This is a genomic window from Haloarchaeobius amylolyticus (genome assembly GCF_042678045.1).
In the GTDB taxonomy this organism is placed as follows: Archaea; Halobacteriota; Halobacteria; order Halobacteriales; family Natrialbaceae; genus Natrinema; species Natrinema amylolyticus_A.
The window spans coordinates 392,341-418,142 of the sequence record NZ_JBHUDI010000005.1; the positions used below are offsets into that span (position 1 = coordinate 392,341).

23 protein-coding genes are annotated in these 25,802 nt (G+C 64.9%); 19 read left to right on the forward strand and 4 right to left on the reverse strand.

Features of this window, described 5'->3' with window-relative positions:
* The first annotated feature begins 33 nt into the window (after positions 1-33).
* The 9 genes from ACFR99_RS10760 (at position 34) to ACFR99_RS10800 (ending at position 11,328) form a co-directional block, all read left to right on the forward strand.
* The gene (locus ACFR99_RS10760) at positions 34-774 is read left to right on the forward strand and encodes a TOBE domain-containing protein (protein ID WP_390287139.1); all 741 of its coding nucleotides are present in this window, start codon (positions 34-36) and stop codon (positions 772-774) included.
* A gap of 73 nt (positions 775-847) precedes the next feature.
* Positions 848-1,294 carry a universal stress protein gene (locus tag ACFR99_RS10765; RefSeq protein ID WP_390287141.1) on the forward strand — a complete coding sequence of 149 codons (447 nt, stop codon included), beginning with the start codon at positions 848-850 and terminating at the stop codon, positions 1,292-1,294.
* A 50-nt stretch (positions 1,295-1,344) separates the two neighbouring features.
* A complete protein-coding gene (locus ACFR99_RS10770; protein WP_390287143.1) occupies positions 1,345-1,842 on the forward strand; it encodes a universal stress protein in 498 nt (165 codons plus the stop codon).
* 190 nt (positions 1,843-2,032) lie between these two features.
* Entirely contained in the window at positions 2,033-4,021 is a 1,989-nt protein-coding gene (acs, locus tag ACFR99_RS10775; RefSeq protein WP_390287145.1) for an acetate--CoA ligase, read from the forward strand.
* A 125-nt stretch (positions 4,022-4,146) separates the two neighbouring features.
* Entirely contained in the window at positions 4,147-6,354 is a 2,208-nt protein-coding gene (locus tag ACFR99_RS10780; protein WP_390287147.1) for a bacterio-opsin activator domain-containing protein, read from the forward strand.
* 347 nt (positions 6,355-6,701) lie between these two features.
* The gene (gene acs / locus ACFR99_RS10785; RefSeq protein WP_390287149.1) at positions 6,702-8,678 is read left to right on the forward strand and encodes an acetate--CoA ligase; all 1,977 of its coding nucleotides are present in this window, start codon (positions 6,702-6,704) and stop codon (positions 8,676-8,678) included.
* Between the two features lie 55 nt (positions 8,679-8,733).
* Positions 8,734-9,180, forward strand: coding sequence for a DUF4212 domain-containing protein (locus ACFR99_RS10790; RefSeq protein WP_390287151.1), 447 nt, complete (start codon positions 8,734-8,736; stop codon positions 9,178-9,180).
* Positions 9,177-10,862, forward strand: a complete 1,686-nt coding sequence (locus ACFR99_RS10795) for a sodium:solute symporter family transporter (protein ID WP_390287154.1) — start codon at positions 9,177-9,179, stop codon at positions 10,860-10,862. The genes ACFR99_RS10790 and ACFR99_RS10795 overlap by 4 nt, the downstream gene beginning before the upstream one ends.
* Positions 10,863-10,866: 4 nt before the next feature.
* Positions 10,867-11,328, forward strand: a complete 462-nt coding sequence (locus tag ACFR99_RS10800; RefSeq protein WP_390287157.1) for a universal stress protein — start codon at positions 10,867-10,869, stop codon at positions 11,326-11,328.
* A 91-nt stretch (positions 11,329-11,419) separates the two neighbouring features.
* Here the strand turns inward: ACFR99_RS10800 and ACFR99_RS10805 are convergent, their stop codons facing one another.
* Positions 11,420-11,635 (reverse strand): hypothetical protein, encoded by a 216-nt coding sequence (locus tag ACFR99_RS10805; RefSeq protein ID WP_390287159.1) that lies wholly within the window; start codon positions 11,633-11,635, stop codon positions 11,420-11,422.
* 263 nt (positions 11,636-11,898) lie between these two features.
* The gene (locus ACFR99_RS10810) at positions 11,899-13,041 is read right to left on the reverse strand and encodes a LolA family protein (RefSeq protein ID WP_390287162.1); all 1,143 of its coding nucleotides are present in this window, start codon (positions 13,039-13,041) and stop codon (positions 11,899-11,901) included.
* Between the two features lie 101 nt (positions 13,042-13,142).
* On the opposite strand from ACFR99_RS10810, the gene ACFR99_RS10815 reads away from it, so the two are divergent.
* Together ACFR99_RS10815 and ACFR99_RS10820 are read left to right on the forward strand one after the other, a co-directional pair.
* The gene (locus tag ACFR99_RS10815; protein WP_390287165.1) at positions 13,143-14,339 is read left to right on the forward strand and encodes a M24 family metallopeptidase; all 1,197 of its coding nucleotides are present in this window, start codon (positions 13,143-13,145) and stop codon (positions 14,337-14,339) included.
* A 190-nt stretch (positions 14,340-14,529) separates the two neighbouring features.
* Entirely contained in the window at positions 14,530-15,930 is a 1,401-nt protein-coding gene (locus ACFR99_RS10820; RefSeq protein WP_390287168.1) for an FAD-dependent oxidoreductase, read from the forward strand.
* 210 nt (positions 15,931-16,140) lie between these two features.
* Here the strand turns inward: ACFR99_RS10820 and ACFR99_RS10825 are convergent, their stop codons facing one another.
* Complete coding sequence (locus tag ACFR99_RS10825; RefSeq protein WP_390287171.1) at positions 16,141-17,151, reverse strand: aldo/keto reductase; 1,011 nt, start codon at positions 17,149-17,151, stop codon at positions 16,141-16,143.
* Between the two features lie 128 nt (positions 17,152-17,279).
* On the opposite strand from ACFR99_RS10825, the gene ACFR99_RS10830 reads away from it, so the two are divergent.
* The gene (locus ACFR99_RS10830) at positions 17,280-18,911 is read left to right on the forward strand and encodes a potassium channel family protein (protein ID WP_390287174.1); all 1,632 of its coding nucleotides are present in this window, start codon (positions 17,280-17,282) and stop codon (positions 18,909-18,911) included.
* Here the strand turns inward: ACFR99_RS10830 and ACFR99_RS10835 are convergent, their stop codons facing one another.
* Positions 18,912-19,865, reverse strand: a complete 954-nt coding sequence (locus ACFR99_RS10835; protein ID WP_390287177.1) for a TIGR03557 family F420-dependent LLM class oxidoreductase — start codon at positions 19,863-19,865, stop codon at positions 18,912-18,914.
* 139 nt (positions 19,866-20,004) lie between these two features.
* Between ACFR99_RS10835 and ACFR99_RS10840 the strand changes: the two genes are divergently transcribed.
* The 7 genes from ACFR99_RS10840 (at position 20,005) to ACFR99_RS10870 (ending at position 25,779) form a co-directional block, all read left to right on the forward strand.
* Positions 20,005-21,000, forward strand: coding sequence for an ABC transporter ATP-binding protein (locus tag ACFR99_RS10840; RefSeq protein WP_390287179.1), 996 nt, complete (start codon positions 20,005-20,007; stop codon positions 20,998-21,000).
* Positions 20,997-21,770, forward strand: a complete 774-nt coding sequence (locus ACFR99_RS10845) for an ABC transporter permease (protein WP_390287182.1) — start codon at positions 20,997-20,999, stop codon at positions 21,768-21,770. The genes ACFR99_RS10840 and ACFR99_RS10845 overlap by 4 nt, the downstream gene beginning before the upstream one ends.
* 58 nt (positions 21,771-21,828) lie before the next feature.
* Positions 21,829-23,190, forward strand: coding sequence for a tRNA pseudouridine(13) synthase TruD (truD, locus tag ACFR99_RS10850; RefSeq protein ID WP_390287184.1), 1,362 nt, complete (start codon positions 21,829-21,831; stop codon positions 23,188-23,190).
* A 76-nt stretch (positions 23,191-23,266) separates the two neighbouring features.
* Positions 23,267-23,563, forward strand: coding sequence for a hypothetical protein (locus ACFR99_RS10855; RefSeq protein ID WP_390287187.1), 297 nt, complete (start codon positions 23,267-23,269; stop codon positions 23,561-23,563).
* Positions 23,564-23,632: 69 nt separating this feature from the next.
* Positions 23,633-24,064 carry a zinc ribbon domain-containing protein gene (locus tag ACFR99_RS10860; RefSeq protein ID WP_390287189.1) on the forward strand — a complete coding sequence of 144 codons (432 nt, stop codon included), beginning with the start codon at positions 23,633-23,635 and terminating at the stop codon, positions 24,062-24,064.
* Between the two features lie 60 nt (positions 24,065-24,124).
* Positions 24,125-24,961 (forward strand): 5'/3'-nucleotidase SurE, encoded by an 837-nt coding sequence (gene surE / locus ACFR99_RS10865; RefSeq protein ID WP_390287191.1) that lies wholly within the window; start codon positions 24,125-24,127, stop codon positions 24,959-24,961.
* A 59-nt stretch (positions 24,962-25,020) separates the two neighbouring features.
* On the forward strand, positions 25,021-25,779 hold the full coding sequence (locus ACFR99_RS10870) for a DUF2103 domain-containing protein (protein ID WP_390287195.1): 759 nt from the start codon (positions 25,021-25,023) through the stop codon (positions 25,777-25,779).
* The last annotated feature ends 23 nt before the right edge of the window (positions 25,780-25,802 follow it).

A 25,802-nucleotide genomic window follows, 5' to 3' on the forward strand; every position in this document is an offset into this window, starting at 1 on the left:
GGAACGCAAACGGGGTATTCGCCGACCGAAATAATGGAGAAAGACTTCGATCCTTACCTGCAGATCGACGACGTAGCCGTCGACCGAAGCGACGTCGCGATGTTACGTGCGATCGACGACTGTGGCTCGCTGTCGGGTGCGGCAGAGGCCCTCGAGCGCTCCTATCCCCGCCTGCAGCAGCGGGTCGTCGCGCTCGAGGAGGCGATCGGCCCGCTGGTCGAGCGCACCCGCGGTGGGGCCGACGGCGGCGGGAGTTCCCTGACGGAGACGGCCCGGGAGCTGCTGGCGCGGTTCGATCGACTGGTCGCGGCGTACGAGGGCGTCGCGCGCGTCGACGAGACGGTCCTGTCGGGACCGGTCGTCAATCGCGACGGCGAACTCGCGACCGTCGAGACGCCTGTCGGCGAGGTATTAGCTGTCGTTCCGGCCGACGCCGAAAGCGCGGCCGTGACGATCCGCTCCGACGCCGTGAGTCTCCACGCACCAAGCGACGTGCCACGAGCCGAGGGCACCAGCGTCCGCAACCGGTTTTTCGGAAGCGTCGCGTGGCTCGAGGCCGGCGATGCCGTCGCGCGCGTCGGGATCGATCTCGAGGCCGAGCACGACTCGCGTGTCGAGAGCGCCGAACCAATCGAGCTCGTGGCGCTCGTTACGCGCCAAAGCGTCGAGACGCTGGGCCTCGAGCCCGGCCGGTCGATCGTCGCCTCGGTGAAGGCGACGGCGGCGCGTGGGATCGCACGGGACGATCAGAGCGATCGAGGATCGAAGCAGTAACTGGACAGACCGGAATCGAGCACGGCTGCGACGGAGCCATAGGCCTTTCTCGAGGGGACTCCTATCGGCATGTATGTACGATTCGATTCTGGTTGCGACCGACGGCAGCGAGACGGCGACGACTGCGGTCGACCACGCGGTCGAACTCGCAGCGCGGTTCGACGCGGCGCTGTACGGAATTGCCGTCGCTGACGACCGGACCGATTACGACACGGGCATCGTCGATCCCCGGGAGGCCATGCAACGTCTTCGAGAGCGTGCTGCGGGCTGGCTCGAGACGGTCGAAACGCGAGCGGCTAACGCCGACGTGGCCGTCGAGACGACGGTGCGAACCGGCGTCCCCCACGAGGAGATCCTCGCGTACGCTGCCGAGAACGACGTCGACGTGATCGTCGTCGGTGCCCGGGGTCGCTCGTCACTCAAAGGCGCACTACTCGGCAGCACCATCGACAGAGTCGTCAGAGTCGCCGACCGGACGGTACTGGTCGTCGGGGACGATGCAGACGAGCCGACAGTATGAGTACCGCCGGAGGGCGAACATTTACGTCCGCTGTCGTATGAGATAGCCGTATGTCACTGCTCGTTCCCTTCGACGGGTCGGAGTTGGCGATGAACGCACTCGAGCGCGCTGCCACGTTCGGTACCCTCCTCGACGAGGAAGTCGTCGTGTTGACGGTCATTCCGGACGACGACGAGTACGCGCGGGATCGGGGCTGGATCACGCAGGGGGAACCGTTCGAGCCGGAAGCGATCGCTGCGGGCATGCAGACCCGCGCCAAAGAGGTCGCGCCGGAAGCGACCGTCCGATCCGAGCGAGTCAGTTCCGACGAGCCGACGGCGACCTCGACGACGAACGTCGTCCGCGAGATCCGGCGGGTCGCCGGCGAGATCGACGCGTCAGTCGTCTTCATCGGCTCCGAGAACGCAGGCTCGGTCATCGCACCCCAGTCGAGCGTCGGCAGTCCGGTCGCAAACGACCATCGGTACGACGTCTACGTCGTCCGTGAACCCGGTGAGGAAGTCGACTCCGCGGAGTTCTCCGACATCGATTCCACGCAGGAACTCTGAGTATGGCCTGAACTGGCGCTCGAGCGCTCGCTACTATCGCTGGCTGCGACGATCGTGGTTTCGACCTATTCTTGCTGTCGAATGGCTTGATTCGGCAGCCGACAACTCGCTGGCAGTCTGCCAGGCGTCTCACACCACTGTAGACCAGAGGAACGTTTATTCCTCTGACCGACCACGTTTCGAACGATACATGGTCGAACGAAATGGGCGGAGTCAGGAGACGACACCGTCGGGCTCCACCCACAGTCCTCCCGACTCGTTCGTCGAGCAGGCGAACGTCGCCGATCCGGCAATCCACGAGCGCTTCGAGACGAACTGGCCGGACTGCTGGACGCGGGCGGCCGACCTCCTCTCGTGGGACGAGCCCTACGACACCGTCCTCGAGGACGACGATGCGCCCTTCTACCGATGGTTCTCCGACGGTCGGTTGAACGCCGCCTACAACTGTCTGGACCGCCATCTCGAGTCGGGTCGAAAGAACCATGCCGCGATCCGCTGGGAGGGCAAGCAGGGCGAACGCCGGACCTACACCTATCAGGACCTCTACGTCGAGGTCAACGAATTCGCGGCGGCCCTGCGCGATCTCGGCGTCGAAGAAGACGACGTCGTGACGATCTATCTGCCGATGATCCCCGAACTGCCGATCGCGATGCTGGCGTGTGCCCGGATCGGCGCCCCCCACAGCGTCGTTTTCGCCGGACTCTCTGCTGACGCGCTCGCGACACGGATGGACGCCGCAAACAGCGAGTTCCTGATCACCTGCGACGGCTACTATCGACGTGGCGACGCCTTCAACCAGAAGAGCAAGGCCGATAACGCCCGTATCGGTCTCGAGCAGGACGTCCGGACGGTCGTCGTCGACCGGCTCGGCGACGATCTGCCACACGTTCTCGGTGACGACGAGTGGGACTATCACGAGCTGTGTGAGGAGTTCGCGGGCGAGACGGTCGAACCAGTCTCGCGCGACGCCGAGGACATGCTATTTCTGATGTACACCTCGGGGACGACCGGCGAGCCCAAAGGTGTCGTCCACTCGACCGGCGGCTACCTCGCCCACGTCGCGTGGACGAGCCACGCGGTCCTCGATATCAAACCCGACGACACCTACTGGTGTGCAGCCGACATCGGCTGGATTACGGGCCACTCCTACATCGTCTACGGGCCGCTCGCGCTTGGAACGACGTCGGTGATGTACGAAGGGACGCCCGACTATCCCGACCGGGATCGACTCTGGGAGATCGTCGATCGTAACGCGGTCGATATTTTCTACACTGCGCCGACCGCGATCCGCGCGTTCATGAAGTGGGGGTCGGACTATCCTGACCGGCACGATCTCTCCTCACTCCGGTTGCTTGGCACCGTCGGCGAGCCGATCAGCCCCCGTCCCTGGAACTGGTATCGCGAACACATCGGCGGCGGCGACTGTCCGGTTGTCGACACGTGGTGGCAGACCGAGACCGGTGCAGTGACGATCTCGACGCTGCCGGGGGTCGACGAAATGAAACCTGGCTCGGCGGGTCCTCCGCTGCCGGGAGTCGACGCCCGTGTCGTCGACGCGCAAGGTGACGACGTCGAACCCGGCGAGGCTGGCTATCTCACGATCGGACGTCCATGGCCGGGAATGGCCCGGACGCTGTACGACGGCGACGAGCGATTCGTCACCGAGTACTGGCGGCGCTTCTCCGATCCCGACGCCGACGAGTGGCGCTACTTCAGCGGTGACACGGCCCGAATCGACGAGGACGGCTACATCACTGTCCTCGGGCGGGTCGACGACGTGATCAACGTCTCCGGCCACCGCCTCGGCACGATGGAGATCGAGGGCGCGATCGCCGACGTCGACGGCGTCGCCGAGGCCGCCGTCGTGGGCCGTTCGAACGACGCCGGTAACACCGAGGTCTACGCGTACGTCAGCACCGAACGCGAGCGCGAGCCGGACGCGGCCGTCCGCACCGCGATCCTCGAGAGCATCGAGTCGGCGATCGGACCGATCGCCCGCCCGGCTGAAGTGATCTTCACGCCGGAGCTGCCCAAGACCCGCTCGGGCAAGATCATGCGCCGCCTGCTCGAGGATGTCGCCAACGGTGAGGAACTCGGGGATACGAGTGCGCTTCGCAACCCCGAGATCGTCGGCGAGATTCAGGCCGAAGTCGGAGACGGTGTCGACCCCGGCCAGTGATGTTTCGCAAAGACAGGTAATCCGAAATCGATCCAAGTTGTTTCATCCGAACTGCTCCGATTAACCCTTGCGAACGTCAGGAAGAGGCGATACAATTATGTTCGCGAAACCAGAAGGAGCGAACTATGAGCCTCGAGCAGGGTGTGGGAGCGGTACTCAGACGCCAGGAGTACGAATCGCTTCTCGACGCTGCCGAGACCTACCGCGAGGCGCTGGTGATTCGCCTCTGTGCCGACGTCGGCCTCCGGCCGGCGGAACTCACGCGGCTCACGATCGACGACATCGAGCAGGTGCGGATCGATCCACCACGGTATCTCGTCCGGGTTCCGTCTGAAGACGGGGAGCGGGACCGAACCGCCTACCTGCCGACTCGCGTCGAGCGAGAACTCCGACGATACGCACGGAGTAACGGGCTCTCGACCGACGATCGGATCTTTTCGGTCACGCCGCGCCGACTCCAGATGCTGGTCTCCGACGTCGCCGACCGGGCAAGCAAGCTGTTTCACGATCCCGGTCTCGCCGAGGTCTCCACGAGCGATCTCCGGCAGTACTTCGCCCACACTGCCCTGGTCGAACACGACGTCAACCCCCGCGTCGTCAAGACTGCGGGCGGCTGGCGCAGTTTCGAAGCGCTCGAGTCGTATCTCCCCGAACCGACAGACACCGAAATCGTCGACGCCTTCGATGCCGTCGAGCGGCCGTCGGGACCCGGTCACGATCGCCACGACGGCCAGTCGGGCCCGGTCGTGGGCGACGACAGCGTCATCCGCCTGTTGCTAGCGGCGAGCGATCGGTACGCGTTGCTTCGGCTCGATTCGGATGGCTACGTCGAGCGCTGGAACCGCAGCGCGGCGGCCATGTTCGGCTATCGGGCCGGCGAGATCGTCGGCACGCACGTCTCGACGTTCTACCCCGACGACGCCGTCGAGGACGGCGCTCCCGAACGGGCACTGTCGACGGCAATCGAAGAGTCGGGCACTGAAACCGAGGGATGGCGCGTCCACAAGGACGGATCGCAGTTCCGTGCGACCGAGGTCATCTCGCCGCTGCGGGACGATCAGGGCCGTCACCGGGGGTTCGCCGTCTTCGTCCGCGACGTCACGGTCGCCCACGAGGAACTCGCGGCCGCCCGCGAGCAGCGAGACGAACTCGAGCAGCTGTACGCGGTCGCCCGTCGTCACCGGGCCGTCACGCACGCGTTACTAGACTCTGCAGACCACGAAGAAATCGAAATCTCGACCTGTGCCTCGCTGACCGATGGGACGGCCTACGAGTTCGCGTGGATCGACCGCGCGACGGTGTCCGATCGCCGCCGACGGTGGCGTGCCTCGAGCGGCATCGACCCTGACACGATCGAGCGCGTCGTCCCCGAGGCGTGGGCCGACGAGTCGGTTACCGATCTCGAGTCCGACGCGGCGTCGTCGACCGGCGACCGGACGGTACTCGTCGCAGACGACGTGACAGCGACGCTCGAGGACGATACGTTCGAGGGAGCCGTCGCGCGAGTGCCACTTTCGTATGGCGATACCGTCTACGGAACGCTTGCGGTCGCCACAGAGCGCCCGGCGGCGTTCGGCGACGACGAACGGACGTGGTTAGCGACGATCGGTCGGCAGGTCGGCTACGCGATCGCCGCCGTCCGCCGCCGGAACCTCCTGTTGTCCGACCGCGTGACGGAACTCGAGGTCGTCTGTCGTGACGAGCGGTCGTTCTTCGTCGGCGCATCACAGCAACTCGGCTGTCGCTTCGAACTCGACTCGCTGGTTCCGATCGACGAGTCGACCCAGCTCTATTACGTCCGACTCGAGGGGGCATCACCGGCGGACGTCTTCGAACTCGCCGAGGACGACCCCGGAATCGAGGACTGTCGGCTGGTCGAGACCGACGAAGACGGCTGGCGCGTCGAGTTCGTCATCGACGGCTCCTGTCCGATCGTCACGCTGACGGAGTACGGTGTCACCGTCCACGAGGCGGTCTTCGAGGACGGAACGGGGACGATCACCGGCGACTGTGCTGTCGATGCGGACATTCGAACCATCCTCGACGGCCTTCGGTCCGCGTTTCCGGACTCCGAACTGGTCGGGAAACGCGAAACCGAACGCACCGTCCAGACTGCCCGCGAGTTCCGGGAGGGCCTCGAGGATCGGCTGACGGATCGCCAGGAGGCAGCGCTTCGAGCGGCGTATTTCGGCGGCTACTACGACTGGCCACGGGAGAGCACGGCCGAGGAGGTCGCCGATGCAATGGGCGTCTCCTCGCCAACGCTACATAACCACCTGCGAAAGGGCCAACACGAGTTGCTTCGGACTTTCTTCGACGAGCCGGACGGCTAGCGTTGCGCAAGCGACGACCGCGGTTTCGAGTGCGGACGGGTGACTGCCGATTCTAGATACTGTGTGTCGGAGCCCCTTCTCGACCGAATCGAGACTAAGTCTCTAGAGACAGGACTCGATTCAGCGCCACCACCGGTCAACTCGGCGACGATTGACACAGGTGGGGCCGCGTTCTGGTGATGATCGCCTCGTCGCGCCGCGGATTTGCCCCGTTTTGCGCGGCCGATGACGGCATCTCACTTCCTAATATAGTCAATATTCCCTATGTCACCCCGTGAGTGTCGGGTCGATTTTGCACAACTAGAGGCCGCCTTTACTATGGTAGTCGATAATTGACTGGGTGTACCATGTCACAGGACAATGCCGATCTCGAGGCACGACTCGAGGAGCAGGACACCTTCGAGCCGCCCGAGTCGTTCGTCGAGCAGGCAAACGTCACCGACCCTGGGGTCTATGAGGAGTTCGAGGAGAATTGGCCGGGCTGCTGGGAGCGTGCGGCCGATCTCCTTTCGTGGGATGAAGAGTACGACGCTGTCCTCGACGACAGCGACGCGCCGTTCTACGAGTGGTTTACCAACGGCGAGCTCAACGCCTCGTACAACTGTCTCGACCGGCACGTAGAGGACGGCGCCGGCGACAACGTCGCGATCGAGTGGGAGGGCGAACTCGGCGAGACGCGCACCTACACCTACGAGGAACTGCTGGACGAAGTCGAAGACACCGCTGCGATGCTGCGCGATCTCGGCGTCGAAGAGGACGACATCGTCACGCTGTACATGCCGATGATTCCGGAGCTGCCGATCGCGATGCTGGCATGTGCCCGCATCGGCGCTCCCCACAGCGTCGTCTTCGCCGGCTTCTCGGCGGACGCACTCGCGACGCGAATGAACTCGGCCGACAGCGAATACCTGATCACCTGCGACGGTTACTACCGTCGCGGGGACGCGCTCGATCACATCTCGAAGACCAACGAGGGCCTCGAGGGCGTCGAGCACGAAGTCTCCGACGTCGTGGTCGTCGACCGACTGGGCGACGATCTCGACCACGAGCTCGCGGACAACCAGCACGACTACGACGACCTCGTCGCCGAGTACGAGGGATCGACGGTCGAGCCGGTTCCCCGCGATTCCGAGGACATGCTGTTCCTGATGTACACCTCGGGCACGACCGGCCAGCCGAAGGGTGTCAAACACACCACCGGCGGCTATCTCGCCTATAGCGCCTGGACGAGCCACGCCGTCCTCGACATCGAGGCCGACGACACCTACTGGTGTTCGGCCGACATCGGCTGGATCACGGGTCACTCCTACATCGTCTACGGGCCGCTCGCGCTGGGCACCACCAGCGTCATGTACGAGGGCACGCCGGACTACCCCGACAAGGATCGCATGTGGGAGATCGTCGAGAAGAACGAGGTCGACATCTTCTACACCGCGCCGACCGCGATCCGCGCGTTCATGAAGTGGGGCACGGAGTACCCTGAACAGCACGACCTCTCGAGCCTGCGGCTGCTCGGGACCGTCGGGGAGCCGATCAACCCGCGTGCGTGGAAGTGGTACTACAAGCACATCGGCGGCGAGGAGTGCCCGATCGTCGACACCTGGTGGCAGACCGAAACCGGTGGCATGATGATCACGACGCTGCCGGGAATCTGTGAGATGAAACCCGGCTCCGCCGGACCGCCGCTGCCGGGCATCGACGCACAGGTCGTCGACGCCAACGGCGAGGAAGTCGACGCCGGAAAGGCCGGCTACGTCACGGTCAACAACCCGTGGCCCGGCATGCTCCGGACCCTGTACAACAACGACGAGCGATTCATCGAAGAGTACTGGCAGGAGTACTCCGATCCGGACGCCGACGAGTGGGTCTACTTCCCCGAAGACGGCGCGAAGATCGACGAGGACGACTACATCACCATCCTCGGCCGTGTCGACGACGTGATCAACGTCTCCGGCCACCGGCTTGGCACGATGGAGATCGAGTCGGCCGTCGTCGGCGTCGAAGGGATCGCCGAGGCCGCCGTCGTCGGCGGCGACCACGAGGTCAAAGGCGAGGCCGTCTACGTCTACGCCATTCCCGAAGACGGCTACGAGGGCGACGAGGAACTCGAGGAGCGTGCCGCCGAGGCCATCCTCGACTCCATCGGCCCGATCGCCAAGCCCGAAGAGATCGCCTTCACGCACGAACTGCCCAAGACGCGCTCGGGCAAGATCATGCGCCGCCTGCTCGAGGACATCGCGAGCGGTAACGAGCTCGGGAACACCTCGACGCTGCGCAACCCGGACGTCGTCGACGACATCGCGGAACAGGTGTCGAACGACTAACCGACCCATACCTTTTTAAGATAATAAACAAGTCAATAACACGATTCGTCACAATATGCCAGATAATAACAGCCACAAATCGACCGACGAACAGATCGAAACGGACGGGGGGGTGGCCGGACAGCCCGGGCAGGCCCACCGAGACACTGACTACCTCAGCGCGGAGGTAAATCTGCTGAACCCAAGTACACCGTTCATGCGCGATCACCTGCGCGTGATCTGGACTGGCTTTATCGCTTGGGCGATCCTTGTGTTCGGTCCCGTGCTCGCGACGGTTGCGGCCCCAGGCGTGATGACCTCGCCGATACCGGTCATCGAATTCCCGCTGCATTACTTTCTGGTGGCCTTCTGTGCCCCATCCGGTGCGCTGGTCCTCTCGGCGTGGTACGCCCGCAAGCGCGATCAGCTGGACGCGAAGTACGGAATCGACCACTCGGAGCCGACTGGAACGGCCGGAAGCACCGAAGATGCCGCAGCAACTGACGGTGGTGTCGACCAATGACGGGCGCAGGAATCCTCTTGCAGTCTGATCTGCTGCCACAGGGAATGGACGTCTCGTTCAAACTCGCGCCGGCGGTCCTCGTCCTGGGGATGCTTGCGATTTTCCTCCTGATCGGCTTCGTGTTCCGCGTGGCCGACACGGAGGACATGTGGGTCGCGGGTCGTTCGATTGGTAACATCGAGAACGGGATGGCGATCGGAGCCAACTGGATGTCGGCTGCATCCTACCTCGGGATGGCAGCGCTGATCGCCCTCTCGGGCTTTTACGGACTGGCTTTCGTCGTCGGCTGGACGACGGGATACTTCATCCTGCTCATCTTCATGGCCGCACAGATGCGCCGGTTCGGAAAGTACACCGCACCGGACTTCGTCGGCGACCGATTCAACTCTGACACCGCACGCGGCATCGCAGCAGTCACGGCGTTTCTCATCGCGTTCGTCTACGCGATCGGGCAGGCCCGTGGGATGGCCCTTGTCGGCCTGTACATCTTCGGCGACATCGGCTTCGCCGGGCTCAGCGGCTACCAGGCGATGGTCATCGTCATGATGACCATTACGGTCCTTTACCTCACCCTCTCGGGCATGATGGGTGCGACCAAGAACATGGCCGTCCAGTACGTCATCCTTATCGGTGCCTTCCTGGCCGGCATGTATGTGGTCGGCTGGACGCAGGGCTACTCGACGGTGCTCCCGCAGATCGAATACGGGATGCTGATCAGTGAACTCGGCGCCGAGTTCAGCGAACCGTTCGCAACTGCCAGCCCGTACCTCTGGATCGCGACGTGTTTCTCGCTGGTCGTCGGGACCTGCGGACTCCCACACGTCCTGGTCCGGTTCTACACGGTCGAAAACGAACGAACGGCCCGTTGGTCGACCGTGACCGGGCTGTTCTTCATCCTCCTGCTGTACCTCGGTGCGCCGGCGTACACGGCGTTCGGTGTGCGGCTGTTCGACGTGAACCCCAACACCGCGACGACGTACGCCGCAGAGGGCGGCATGTCCGCAGCAACTGCCGACGTTCTCGTCGTGGTTGCCGCACAGTTCGCGAACCTCCCACAGTGGTTCGTCGGCTTCGTGGCCGCTGGCGGGATCGCCGCCGCGATCGCGACGACTGCCGGGCTGTTCATCACCGGCTCCTCGGCGGTCTCCCACGACATCTACGTGAACCTCATCAACGAGGACGCGACGCAGCGCCAGCAGATCCTCGTCGGTCGGCTGGGCATCGTCGCCCTGGGCGTCCTGACCACGCTGGCTGCACTCGACCCTGCCGCACCGATCGGTGCACTGGTGTCCTACGCGTTCTCGCTGGCCGGCTCGGTGCTGTTCCCGATGTTCTTCCTCGGTCTCTGGTGGGAGAACACGAACCGTCAGGGTGCACTTGCCGGGATGCTCACTGGCTTGACCATCTGGTTCATCCCGATGATCAACGAGGTCTTGCCCACGTACATCGGCAACGGTGAGCCGTACGTGGCCGCACTCGCACAGTGGCTGCCGGCGATCGGCTCGGCGCTCGTCGGCGTTCCAGTCGTGTTCGCCGTTACCATCATCGTCTCCGTGATGACCGATGAACCGTCGCTCAAGACCAAGAAGATGGTCCGACAGTGTCATAGCCCCGAACCGATGGGCCAGCAGCAGTCTGCAGAAGACGTCGTGACCGACGGCGGCGAACCCCTCGACGACTAAGACAATGTACGAGAAAATACTCGTTCCGACAGACGGCAGCGAAACGTCCGAAGCGGCAGTCGAGCACGCGGTCGACCTCGCTGAGAAGTATGGGGCCGAAGTACACGCCCTGTACGTGGTCGATACCGACTCGATGAGTCTCAGCCTCGGCGCTGAGCAGCTCGATCGTATCGAACAGGGCCACTTCGGCGAGATGACCGAGATCAAAGACCGTGCCGACAGCGCCACCGGCTTCGTCGCCGACCGCGCCGCCGAACACGGCCTCGAGTCCGTCGAACACGTCTCGGCGGGGAAACCGCACTCGCTGATCGAGGACTACGTCGAGCACAACGACATCGACCTCGTCGTCATGGGGTCGCACGGTCGCTCGGGTATCAAGCGTGCACTGCTCGGCAGCGTCGCCGAACGGACGCTTCGTAGCGTGACGGCACCGGTATTGGTCGTCGACAGCCGCGACTCGGCATAGACGCAGCGCTTTTCGGCGTTTTATTCGAACGCACCGCTTCTCTAGTACCAATCGAACCGATACCGGTATCGACTGCAGCCGACGGCGGTCACTACTGCTTTTCTTTCGCGACTTCGACACTCCAGACGAGTCCGAAGTACGCGACGATTCCCGCAGCCATGAACATGTAGTACGCCCAGTCTGGACCGTCGAGTACGCGGAAGATGAGATCGACGCCCGTCACCCAGACGATCGCAAACACCAGATCCGTCAACATTCCCCACCGCTCCTCGCGTGCGGTCTGCAACCACTCACGAACACCCGTCATCGACCCATCACCCGGCTCGTAACGTCGTCCATCATGAGACCGTTTCGCAGAGGCATGGAAAAAGCCTATCGACGTCTGACGATCGCAGCCAACGACTGGTCGGAGCACTCGTCGAGTTCGGCCGCCGGAAACGCCAGCGTTGCATCGGAGACAGTCTCGAGCGTTCGATCACCTGTGTTCTCGAGATCGTGTTCGGTGGTCGCGGCGCGCCTGCGACCCGTCCTGTGGGTGCGCTGGGCATCGGACAGCAAACCGTATCAGCATCAGGGACAGCTGATCGACGACGCGATCTCGAGCAGCGGCGTGTCGTCGGTGAGACTCGAGACCTCGTAGTGCAGGTCGTCACAGCTCCAGAACACGCTTTGAATCCGGCCGTCACGACGATAGGCGGTGTGGCCATCGATCTCGATCGTCTCGAGGACGTCGGGGTTGAACCGCTGGACCTCCCGGACGGCCACGTAGAGTTCGCGTGCGACGACGGTTGGATCGTTGTACCACAGTGTCGTCGTCGTTCCGAACCGTTCGGCTTTCTCGACGACGGTGACTCGATCGAGGGTGTATGACGCTGGGACCGTCGGCTGCGGCAGGTCGTACGGGGTGAGTTCTGTGGCAGCCGCCCGTGTCTCGAAGACGCCCTTCGGCTTGCGACCTTCGGTGACGACAGTCGCGTCTGTCGGCGGGTCGTACGTGAACGTTCCCGGCTCGAGCCCCTCGTCGATCAGGAGATCCTCGTAGGTGACGGTCAGCCTGTGTCGGGCCTCGCCGTCGATCGTGACCGTATTTCGTTCCTTGATCGGATACCGGTACTCGTCATCGATCCAGACGATCCGGGAGACGTCCATCGCGTCGGGATCGCCGGTTGTCCGAAGTGGGACGACGAAGGTCGTTTCCCCGACGACGAGTTCGATCGTCGGACCGATGTCCTCGACCGGCGGCTTCGTCTCGACGACGTGTGCTTCGCGGCCGTCGACAGTCTCGACACCTTCGTAGCCGAGGCGGGACTCCTCGAGGAGCCCTTCGAGGACGAGCCGCGTTCGATCGGCATCGACCTTGTTCGGATGATACTGTTTGTCGACGACCTCCTCGGATGGGTTGTATTCCCACGTCGTCGCCCGGTTGGTCACGGTCACAGCACCGGACGGGACGTCGGGATCGGTCGACTCGAGGACGTCGATGCGCTGTTTGGCCGGCGGTTTGCGTGCGATACGCTCGGTTCGTTCGACGGTCTCGTCGGGCGTCTCGACCGTCATGATTCGACGCGCCTGCAGGTCGGTCATGTGGCGGCGCGTCTCGATTGCGTCGCTGATGACCTCCTCGCTCGAGGGGGGCTCGTCGCGACCCGGATAGCTGACACAGCCGGCGAGTGCAGCCGTAACTCCCGCAGCGAGAAGCCGCCGCCGATTCATACGCAGGTGATTACCATCTCTAATGATAAGTCTGTGGGTTCGACCAGTCGACGATGGCCGCGACCCCCGGTGTTTTGTGGGCTGCACTCACACGTCCAGTCATGAACGTCGATGCCGAGCTCTCCGCGCTTCGCGAGTTCCTCGCGGCCGACGGGCTGGACGGTTACCTGATCGACGACGACGCCTCGGATTCGGACCAGCGATACGTCTCGGGGTTTACCGCGCCGGACCCATACCAGACGCTCGTCACGGACGACGGGGTCCACTTGCTCGTCTCCGGACTCGAGTACGGCCGTGCGAGCGCCGAGGCGAACGCGGACTCGATCACCCGGCGGGCCGCCTACGACTACCAGCAACTGGTGGCCGAGCACGGCCGATACGAGGGGACGATCCGGACGATCGCGGCCTTTCTCGCGGACCACGACGTCGACGCGATCGCCGTGCCACGGACGTTTCCGACCGGGACTGCCGACGGACTCCGCGAGCACGGCCTCGCAGTCACGGTCGAGCCCGACGGGATCGTGACGGACATCCGCGCGACGAAAACCGACTGGGAACTCGAGCAGATTCGGGCGAGCCAGCGGGCCAACGAGACCGCGATGGCCCGCGCCGAGGAGTTGATCGCTACTGCCGAAATCGAGGATGGGACCCTCGTTCACGACGACGAGCCGCTCACCAGCGAACGCGTCAAAGAGGAGATCGAAATCAGCCTGCTGCGCCACGGCTGTGGGTTAGACGAGACCATCGTCGCCTGTGGGGCCGACGCCGCGGACCCACACGACCGGGGCAGCGGCCCACTTGGGGCCGGCGAGTTGATCGTGATCGACATCTTCCCCCGCGACAAGGAGACGGGCTATCACGCCGACATGACCCGGACGTTCGCCCGCGGCGATCCCGGCGCAGAGGCCCGTCGGCGCTACGAGGTTACCCGCGAGGCCTACGAAGCCGCCCTCGAGGCCGTCGAAGCCGGTGTCACCGGCGCAGATGTCCACGACGCGGCCTGCGACGTGATCGAAGACGCGGGCTACGCGACGCTGCGGAGCGATCCGAACACGGAGACGGGCTTCATCCACAGCACCGGCCACGGCGTCGGCCTCGACGTTCACGAACAGCCGAGCGTCTCGCCGGCCGGGGGCGAGCTGCGGCCGGGCCACGTGATCTCGATCGAGCCCGGCCTCTACGATCCCGACGTCGGCGGCGTCCGCATCGAGGACCTCGTCGTCGTCACCGCGGACGGCTACGAGAACCTGACCGAGTATCGCGTTGGGCTCGAGCCGATGGCTGGCGATCCACGGTAGACGGGAGCAGCGGACCCTGACTCAGGAACGGTTCTATAGTAGCCACTGAAACGATTTGCACACTGATCGCAACGCAGCCGTGCGATCAGGTGTACATTGACTTTCAGTGGCTACTATAATCGTCTCCGATCCGACGGCGATCGTTCCAGAGCTACTATCCGGTATCAGTCATTACTTCTAGTACGATCGAATGACGCTGGCGAACATCGCCCGATACGACGAGCGACGAGCGCCATCTCTCGGCCAGCGGGCGGTCGTCGTCGGTGGGAGCGTGGCGGGGCTCTGTGCGGCACGGGTTCTCTACGATTCGTTCGCCGAGGTCGTGGTACTCGAACGCGACACGTTCCCCAGCACGCCGGCGGCTCGCGAGGGGGCGCCACAGACGAGCCAGCCACACGCGCTGCTCGAAGCCGGGCGGACGACGCTCGAGGACTTCTTTCCGGGGTTCGGGAACGCGGTTCAGTCCGCCGGCGGGCTACAGCTCGATATGACCAAAGACTTCGTGTGGTACGACCAGGGAGGGGCCGTCACGGAAGCGGCTGCCGACCTGCCCGCCCTCTATGCGAGCCGACCCCTCTTCGAGCACGTCATCCGCGAGCGACTCCAGGAGTTCAGCGAGGTACAGTTACGCGGGGGGTGTCACGTTCTCGGCTACGAGCACGACGCCGAGACGGAGCGAGTGACGGGGGTGCGGTTCCGCGACGAAGACGGACAAGAGACCATACTCGAGGCAACGCTCGTGGTCGACGCGACTGGCCGACAGAGTCGGACCCCGACGTGGCTCGAGACACACGGGTATCCGGTACCCGACGTCGACACGGTCGAGATCGACGTCACCTACAGCACTGTCCGGATCGAGCGGCCGCCGGACGTTCGGGGTGGCGTCCTCATCGCACCGGAGCCCCACCGGCCACGAGGTGCAGCGATGCTTCCCATCGAGGACGGCCAGTGGGAGGTACTTCTTCAGGGGCTCCACGGTGAGCAAGCCCCTGCTGACCGCGAGACGTTTATCGAGTGGGCCGAGGCGTTACCGCGGGACGAAATCGGCCGTCGACTCCGCGAACAGGAGTGGGTCTCGGAGAGTACGCGCTATCCGTTCCCCGCTAGCGTTCGGCGACACTACAGTTCTCTCGACCGGTTCCCGAAGGGCTTGGTCGTCACGGGCGACGCAATCGCTAGCTTCAATCCCATCTACGGGCAGGGGATGTCGGTTGCGGCGCTGGACGCGCTTGCGCTTCATCACGAACTCGCCGCCGGACTTGCAGGCCTTGGACCGCGGTTCTTCCGCCGGACGGACGCGATCATCGACGAGGCGTGGAGAATCGCCGTCGGAAAGGATTTCGTGTTTGATCGGACGACGGGACCGAAACCGTTCGGCACTGACCTCTTCAACAAGTACGTCGCTCGCCTCCTCCGGCGAGCCCACGACGATGGCACCCTAACCGAGGCGTTCTTCCGCGTGTTCCGACTGGAACGGTCGGCAACCAGTCTGCTCCACCCGAGCGTCGTCTGGCGCGTGTTCCGCCCGCGGTTCGGATCAGCGACGAGTTCGTCCGAGAACGAATCCACATCGTATTCGACGGGAGACTGATACGGTCTGCTGTACCGATTTACCGGTGCACCCGCAGGGCGGTGGCGGTCCCACCGGAACTGACTGACAGGAGTCCGTATGACACCGACATCTGGCCGTCGACAAACCGCCGATTCGACGCCAATGGACGAGATTCGTATGCCACTGGCGTCTTTCGTATTCACGTTCAGAACCGAATCTCGCGTGACGGGGTCGCAACGCTCGGCGAACTCAGCGATAGCCATCGTCGTCCCCACCGCGAGCGTCGTCGATCCGGGCGAACTGCTCGTCGCTCAGCTCGAGGTCGACTGCGCCGACGTTCTCCGCGAGTTGATCCGGGGTGCGTGCGCCGACGATCGGCACGCAGGTAAAGCGATCCTGCTCCATCAGCCACCGCAAGGAGACCTGTGCGGGCGTGGCATCGAGGTCGTCGGCGACGGATTCAACGGCCTCGAGGACCTCCCAGGCGGTCGCGCTTGTATAGCGATCTTCGAACAGGTCGGTGAGGCTGGCCCGCGAGCCGTCCGGCGCGACGACGGTGCCGTCCTCGTCGCGCTCGTACTTTCCGGTGAGGAAGCCACCGGCAAGCGGCGAGTACGGACAGACCGCGATGTCCTGATCCGCACAGACGTCGAGGTAGTCGCCGACGTCGTCCGTGTCGGCGGCGTTGAACATCGGCTGTGTCACGTCGAACCGCTCGAGGCCCTCCACGTCGCTCGTCCACAGCGCCTTCGTGAGCTTCCAAGCGGCCATGCTCGAGGCCCCCAGGTGGTTGATTTTCCCCTCCCGGACGAGGTCGGTGAGTGTCCGCAGGGTCTCTTCGATCGGCGTGCCCTCGTCCCAGCGGTGGATGTAGTACAGGTCGAGGTAGTCCGTCCCCAGTCGCTCTAAGGTGCCCTCGATCTGGGCGCGGATGTGCTTGCGCCCGAGCCCGGAGTCGTTCGGCCCGGGTTCGCCCCAGCCGTCGAAGGGAAAGTAGACCTTCGAGGCGATAACGAAGTCCTCGCGGTCGTGGTCGTCGAGCCACTCGCCGATCCACTCCTCGCTGGTCCCGTCGGGGTCGCCGTAGACGTTGGCCGTGTCGATGAAGTTGATCCCGTGGTCCCAGGCGGCATCGAGAAGCTCGTGGGCCTCGTCACGGTCTGTTTCGACGATGCCGCCGGTCTCGCGACCGAAGCGCCAAGTTCCGAAACAGAGCCGTGAGACCGTCGTGCCTGTGTTGCCGAGCGTGGTGTACTCCATGGATGCGCGTTCGACGGCGACCGCCAAAACGGGTTTGGAAGCGGTGATCGCCCGCCGATGGCTGGTCAGAAGCCATTCGAGAGCGTCGTTCCCGAAGTTACAAATCGCTCGACGGTCACCACTCGGTGATGAATTACTGGTGGCGTCGGATCGCGCTCTCACTGGCCGCTGTTTTCGCCCTTGTGTTCGTCTATGCTGGCATCTATCAGGCTGGAATGGCCGCCTTTGAGGAGGTGAACATGTCGTACTTCGAGGCGCTCCAGTTCGTGATCGAAGCGCTGACGACCGCCGGCTTCGGCGGCGATTCAGCCGACTGGCAGAGCGCCCCGACGAACCTGATGGTGATCGCGATGAACCTCACCGGCGTCCTGCTCGTCTTCCTCGCGCTGCCGCTGCTCGTCGTGCCGCTGTTCCAGCAGGCCCTCGAGGATCGGCCGCCAGAGTCGACCGACCTGACCGATCACGTCGTCATCTGTTCGTATACGCCGCGGTCGGACGTGCTCGCGGATGAGCTCGATGCGGCGAACGTCCCCTACGTCTTCATCGACGACGATCCCGAACTAGTCGTCGAACTCGACAACGAAGGGGCCGACGCCATCTACGGCGAACTCGATCAGGCGGAAACGCTTCGGGCAGCAAACGTCACCGACGCCCGCGCGCTCGTGACTGACATCGATGCCGAGACCAACGCGATGGTGATCCTCACTGCTCGCGAACTCTCGAGCGAGCTGACGATCGTCAGCGTCGCCGAGGGCGAAGACGTCGCGAGTTACCACCGCTACGCCGGAGCCGACGAGATCGTCCGCCCGCGGCGGGTGCTCGGAGAGAGCCTCGCGACGAAGGCGACGACGACGATTTCGGCCGAGCTACGGGACACGATCGAACTCAGCGAGGACTTCACGGTGACCGAACTGCTCGTTCAGGATCACAGCGACCTCGTCGGCCAGACGATCGCCGAGTCGGGAGTTCGGGATCGGATGGGAATCACCGTCATCGGCGCGTGGTTCAACGGCGAGTTCGTCCCCGTCCCCGACCCCAACCAGGTGATCGACGGCAACACGATCCTGCTCGTCGCGGGACGCCGTGACGACCTCACGGACCTGAAATCGCGAACGGTGTCGACCCTGCCACGCCGTCCGGATCGTGTGGTCGTCGGCGGCTACGGTGTCGTCGGTCGAACCGTGGTAGAAACGCTGGCTGCCGACGGCGTCTCCACGTTCTCCATCGATACCGCCGACGCGGAGGGAGTCGATATCGTCGGCAGTGTCACCGACGAATCGGTCCTCGAGACGGCGGGGGTCACCGACGGCCAGTCGGTCGTGCTGACGCTCGACGACGATGCGGCATCGATCTATGCGACGCTGGTGATCAAACAGATGGCGCCGAGCGTCGAGATCATCGTCCGAGCGAACGAAACCGAGAACGTTCCGAAGTTCTACCGGGCCGGGGCGGAGTACGTTCTGTCGCTCTCGACGGTGACCGGCCGAATGCTCGCGTCTGTACTGATCGAGGACGAAGAGATCCTCACGCCGGAGACGCAGTTCGAACTCGTCCGGACGACCGCCCCACAGATCGCCGGTCGAAGTCTCGGCGATGTCGACCTGCGGGCACGAACTGGGTGTACCGTCGTTGCGGCCGAACGCGGCGACGAGCTGTTAACCGACCTCGGACCGGACTTCGTCGTCCGCGAGGACGACATGCTGATCGTCGCGGGGAACGACGAGGCGATCAACCGGTTCGTCGCGTTCGCGACCACTTAACTAGAACGACGGCAGCACGTCCTCCTCGTAGAGTTCGAGCGCCCGCTCTTGTGCCGACCCGATCTGGTGGTAATACACGTGATCGTAGCCGGCGTCGATCGCCTGCTCGATGCTGTCGATGTGGGCCTGCGGGTCCGGTTCCGTGGTGGTCCCTGACGCCGCGATGTCTTCTTTTTCGACCATCTGGGCGGCCTGTTCGAAGTGGGCGGGCGTCGACAACTCCTGGCCGAGTTCTCCCGGGAGCGAGCCGTTGGGCCACACTTCGTAGATGGTGTCGATCGCCGCTTGCTCGGTCTCGGCGTAGCAGCCGTGTAGTTGGGTGTACTTCGGCCCGTCGCCGCCGGCGTCCTCGTAGCCGTCGACGATGTCTCCCTTTGGCCCGGAACACCACAGTCCGTCGGCGTGCTCGGCCGCCCACCGGGCCGTCTGCGGGCCGAAGGCGCTGGCGACCGTCGTCGGCTGCTCGTCGGGGACCGTATAGAGGCGCGCGTTCTCGACCGTGTAGTGCTCGCCGCGGTGGCTCGTCGTCTCGCCGGTCCAGAGCGTTCGCATCACCTCCATCGACTCCTCGAGTTTCTCGAGGCGGACGTCGTGTTCGGGCCAGCGCTCGCCAGTGATGTGCTCGTTTAAGTTCTCGCCGGTACCGATGCCGAAGGTAAAGCGATCGCCGAGCAGCTCGTCGACGGTGGCGACGGCGTGGGCGACGTTGACCGGATGGATGCGGGTCGTCGGACAGGTGACACCGACACCGACCTCGATTTCGTCGGTCGCGTTCGCGATGGCACCCAGCGTCGACCAGACGAACGGTGACTCCCCCTGCGCGGAGATCCAGGGATGGAAGTGATCCGAGATCGAGACGAAATCGAAGCCGGCGGCCTCGGCACGACGGGCGATGTCGACCAGCTCCGTCGGGCCGTGTTCCTCGCTCGAGAGGGTGTATCCGAGCTGGGTCATTCTCGAACCAGTAGCACGGTTCGTCCAGTAACGGTTGGGCCTGCACGGGCAAGAGCGCGATTCTCGCTCGCGTCGCTCGAGCCGCATTCCGGCCGGTCGAATCGAACCCCTTACCCGCGATGCGCCGGAACCGACCGCTATGGAAGCCGTAGTCGAAGCAACGGATCTCGAGAAGACCTACGGCGAGACCGTCGCCCTATCGGGTGCCTCGCTGTCGGTCGCCCGTGGCGAGGTCTTCGCGCTGATCGGGCCGAACGGGGCCGGCAAGACGACGCTCGTCCGCGCGCTGACGGGGACGACCGAGCCCGACGGAGGCAGCGCACGAATCCTCGGCGCATCGCCGGCAGCCGTCGATCGTGACCGGCTCGGCGTGTTGCCACAGGAATTCTCGCCACCGGGCCGGCTCAGTGCCCGCGAACTGCTCGCGTACTACGCCGGCCTCTACGACGACGCACGTGATCCCGAAGACGTCCTCGCGGACGTCGGGCTCGTCGACGCTGGCGACACCTGGTACGAGGACCTCTCTGGCGGCCAGCAGCGCCGGGCCTGCGTCGGCTCCGCGCTGGTCAACGACCCCGACCTGCTCTTTCTCGACGAGCCGACGACCGGCATCGACCCCGCCGGCCGGCGCACCGTCTGGCGGCTGATCGAGGATCTCGCCGACGCCGGGACAACGGTCGTGCTGACCACCCACGACATGGCCGAAGCCGAGCGACTCGCCGACCGCGTCGGCCTGCTCGCCGACGGCTCGCTCGTCGCACAGGGCACGCCTGCGGACCTCGTTCGGGATCACGGCGGCTCGAGCCGCCTCACCGTCGAGACGGCGGCCGACCCTGACGCCTTCGCGGACCTCGCGTACCCGGTCGAGCGGCCGGAACGCGGCCGCAACCGCAACCCCGACAGCGCAGTCGTCGTTCGTGAAATCGACCCCGCAGCGATCGGGACGGTGGTCGACTACCTCGAGGCACGGGACATCGAGTACACGGAACTCTCGTGGGCCGAGCCAGACCTCGAGGACGTTTATCTCGCGCTGGCCGACGCGACCGAACGCGAGCGAACGGATCGCCTCGACGGCGGTGACCACGACGCCGGGGGCGATGCATCGGATCTCGCGCAAACGGGTGAGACAGCATGAGCCGGATGGGACGTGTCAGGGCCGAGACGAGTGCCGGCTGGCGGTCGTTCGTCCGCCGGCGGACGGCGGTCTTCTTTACGTTTTTCTTCCCGGTGATCCTGATCGTCATCTTCGGCGCACTGATCCGGACCGATCCGACGGGCGATGGGCTGTTCACGGAGCCGGCGGCCTACTATGTGCCCGGCTATCTTGCCGTCGTCGTCCTCTTTACGCCGCTGTCGCGGATGGGCAGCGAGGTCGCACGTCACCGTGAGGGGAGTCGCTTCGAGAAACTCGCGACGACACCGCTGACCCGTCCCGAGTGGTTGCTCGCCCAGACGGCGGTCAACGCCGCGATCATCGGCTTGGCGAGTCTGCTCATCCTCGGGCTGGTGATCGTTCTGACGGGTGCCCAGATCGTGTTCTCGCCGCTGTTAGTACTCTACATCCTGATCGGCGTCGTCTGTTTCTGTGGCGTCGGCGCGATGCTCGGCAGCTACACCGACTCCCAGGACGGTGCGGTCGCAGCCAGCAACGCGATCGGCCTTCCCCTGTTGTTCCTCTCGGAGACGTTCATCTCGCTGTCCCAGCTACCAGGCTGGTTCGAACCGCTCGTCAATCTCTCGCCGCTGACCTACTTTGCACGCGGCGTGCGGGCCGCGACCTACACGGACGCGACGACATCCGCGGTGGCCGGCGTCGACCCTGCACTCGCGAACCTCGGAATCCTCGCAGCGCTCGCCGTCGTCACCTTCGCGCTCGGTGCGCGATCGATTCCGCGGACGGACTAATCGCCGGCCGCGAGAACGAACCGATTTAGGCCCCGCACACCAAGCCCCGGCAACTAGCATGCGCCCAGCCCATCCCACCGAGCAGGCCGTCGGCATGGATCACTACGTCTCCGAGACCGACGGCGTTGGCGGCCGCCTGCGCGCGGACGACGAGCACTTCCGGGTGCGCGAACTCGAGCGCTTCGACACCGAACCGGTCGACGCGCCCACCGACGCATACCCCCATCTCGTTTTCCGGGCGACCCTACAGGGCTGGGACACCAACGACTTCGCTGCGCGACTCTCCGATGCCTTGGGAATCTCCCGCGAGCGAGTCAACTGGGCCGGGACGAAAGACAAGTACGCCGTGACGACCCAGCTCTTCTCGGTCTACGGGGCCGACCCCGAGGAGATCCCCGAGATAGATGGTGTCGATATCGAGGTGCTGGGTCGGGCGGGACGGAACCTCGAGTTCGGCGACCTCGCGGGCAACGCCTTCGAACTCGTCATCAGCGATCCCGAGCGTCCCGGCAACGCCGCCGTGATCACCGACGAACTGCACGAATTCGGCGGCCTCGAAGGCCAGGGGAGCGACGACTCAGGCGACACAACCTCGATCGGCGTCCCCAACTTCTTCGGCCAGCAGCGGTTCGGCAGTCGCCGGCCGGTCACCCACGAGGTCGGTCTCGCGATCGCTCGCGGCGACTGGGAAGGCGCAGTGATGGCCTACCTCGGGAACCCGACGGACGCGGAACCGGAGTCGACCCAGGAAGCCAGAGCCTTCGTCGAGGAGACGCGCGACTGGCAGGAAGCCTTAGAGCGTGTTCCCAACCGCCTCCGGTACGAGCGCTCGATGATTCACGCGCTCGCAGAACACGACGGCGAGCCCGGTCCCGCGCAGTTCAGGGCGGCCCTCGAGCGCGTCCCCTCGAACCTCCAGCGGCTGTTCGTCCACGCGGCCCAGTCGTACGCGTTCAACCTGATGCTGTCCGAACGGCTCGAGCGCGGGCTGCCGTTCGATCGGCCCGTCGAAGGTGATGTCGTCTGTTTTTCCGATACCGACGCGCCCGACGGCCTCGAGTTGCCCGACCCCGACCGGCTCCAGCGGGTCGACGAGCGCCGCGTCAACTCGGTGACGCGCCACTGTGAGCGCGGCCGGGCGTTCGTCACCGCACCGCTGGTCGGCACCGAGACGAAACTGGCTGACGGTGAACAGGGCGAGATCGAACGCGCCGTTCTCGACGATCTCGGCTTAGAACCCGCGGACTTCGACCTCCCCGGTGAGTTCCACTCGACCGGTACCCGGCGGGCGATCCTCCTGCGGACGGATCTGTCGCTCGAAACCGATCCGCTGACCCTCTCGTTTGCGCTCCCGAAGGGGGCGTACGCGACGGTCGTTTCCCGCGAGTATCTGAAAGTCGATCCGATCCATCTCGGCTAACGCCGTTGTACCCGGCAGCGACGAGTCTCGAGCCGGTCGCCGAAGCGTTTAGACGGTGGTACGAGTAGGGTCGCATATGATCGGCACGGACGAGACCCGCGAGATCGTCGATTGGCAGAAGACGATCGAAGACGGGCAGCCGGTGTACGAAATCGAGTACAGCGAGCCGGTTCCGGAGCCGACCGGGCGATCGAAGGCCCTCTTCGGCGCGAGCAGCGGTGGGACGGTGCCAGCCGGCGAACAGTCGTTTCTGCTGCCGGACGGCGAGCGGATTCCCGCGACGGAGGCCGTCTGCGAGGCCGACGGGACCACACTACGTGTCCGTCACGAGCCATCAGTGCTGGCTCGCCTCCGGCGATACCTGCCATGGTAACCACGACTGTCATCGATCGCGTACAGGTCCGCTGACAGCCTTTTGCCCGCTCGTGTCCAACGGACACCCATGCGTAGCAAACGCGTGCAGCGAGAGATCGACGACCTCGTCGCGCAGGGCTGGCGAATCGAGGAGGAGACGCCCGACCGTGTCGTGATGGTCGACCGGGAGTTCGGATCGATCGGCTCGCACATCGTCGTCGCGCTGCTGACGTTCTGGTTCTCGCTGGGGGTTGGAAACGTCGTCTGGGCCGCGTACAATTACGTCTCGAACTCACGGCGTCGTGTGCTCTGGGAGGACGGCGACGCCTGTCCATCCTGTGGCGCCGCTGTGCCGGCGACCGCCGACTACTGCCCGTCCTGTGGTGAGGCTCTCGAGAGCGGCCCCGGCCCGACCGGCGCGATCACCTGTCCCGACTGTGAGGCGGTCGTCACTGACGGCTCGCGATACTGTCCGTCCTGCGGGGCAAAACTGGGGGATACGGTCGACACGGCCTCGTAGCGGACGGTAGCCGCGAACCGAACTGATAGGTACGTCGACCGCTAGACGGGGTATACGGCAATGGAACTGGATTCTGACCCCCACATTCTCCTGACGAACGACGACGGGATCGACGCACCCGGAATCCGGGCGCTGTACGACGCACTCCAGGCGGTTGGCACGGTCACCGTCGTCGCGCCCGATCGGAACCGCAGCGCGGTCGGCCGGTCGCTGTCGTATGGCCGGACGCGATCCTCGCCCGACGACCTCTCGCTGGATCTGGAGTCGGATTCGTTTACCTCGCCAGTTCCCCACACCAACCACGAACTCGGGTACGCCATCGACGGCACGCCCTGTGACTGTGCCATCGTCGGCGTCAACGCCATCGAGCCCGAACCCGACATCGTCGTCTCGGGCTGTAACGCCGGTGCGAACCTCGGTGCGTACGTCTTCTCCCGATCGGGGACCGTCAGCGCGGCGATGGAGGCAGCGTTCCTCGAGACGCCATCGATCGCCGTCTCGATGGATACGCTCGGCTACGACACCGACCTCGAGCCGACGGATTTCGAGCGAGCGGCCGAGATCACCGCCACGATCGTCAGCGGCGCGCCCGGAACCGGTCTGTTCGATCGCGTCGACTACCTGAACGTCAACGTACCTCGGCCGGACCGCGAGCCAAACGGCTATGCGATTACGCGCCCGACCCGCGTCTACGAGATGGATGCGACGGTCGAGGACGGAAGCTTTCAGTTGACTAACCGCCTCTGGCAACAGATGGCCAACCGGGACATCCCCGATCCCGACGATACCGACCGCCACGCCGTGCTCGCGGATCAGGTCTCGGTCTCGCCACTCCGGATCCCCTACGAGGTCGTCGATACTGCGTCCGTCCGGACGATCTTCGAGCACATACTCTAGCGCCGCGGCAGCCGGCGAAAAACACGGCTGTTTTACACGGCCGGTGTCAACACGCGATCATGGAGTGTCGCCACTGCGCATCGCCGCTCGAGAAACCCGGGGACTACTGTCTGGTCTGTCGGGAGGCCAACACCGAAGCGATCGTCCTCGAGGCGGCACGTGACAGGGCGACCATCACGATGCTCGCGGGTGAGGACGAGACGCACGAGCGCGATGGGTCGGCGGACCCCGACGAGCAGATCCTCGGCGAGACGACGATCACGACGACGCCGGAAGACGGCGAGAACGAGCCGATCGAACTCCGGAACTTCGCGGGCCTGATCGGCGACGAAATCCGCCGCAAGCGTCCCGAGGAGGTCTACGCCGGGGGCACGCGGACGGTAATTCGCGCCGTGCGCGAGGAACTCCACCATCCTTTCTACCGCGTCGACGACGACGAGCCAGTCCAGGCCGTCCTCGAGCGCCGCGGCAACCGCGCGCTCGACGTCGTCGAGACACCGCCGGCCGAGAAGATCGGCGGCAGCCACACGACGCTTATCGGCGGCCGAACGGGTATGGAGGCGATCCACGCTGTCGCGGGCCACCCCCACGTCAAGAAGGTCATTCCGGGCCCCATCGACGCCGGCGGCAAGGGCTCCCAGTCGGGTATGCGCGCAAAGGTTACCCGCGCCGACGACGGCGGCAACGTGCGGATGTTGCTCCGAGACGGCTCGAGCGTGCAGGAAAATCGTGTCGTGACGACCGCTCGAGATCGGGAGATGGGGGAGCGAATTCGGGCGGATTTGAACGACGTGCTCGCAGAAGCGGAGTTTCAGTAGCGCTGACGATGGGCGTGCGGCTG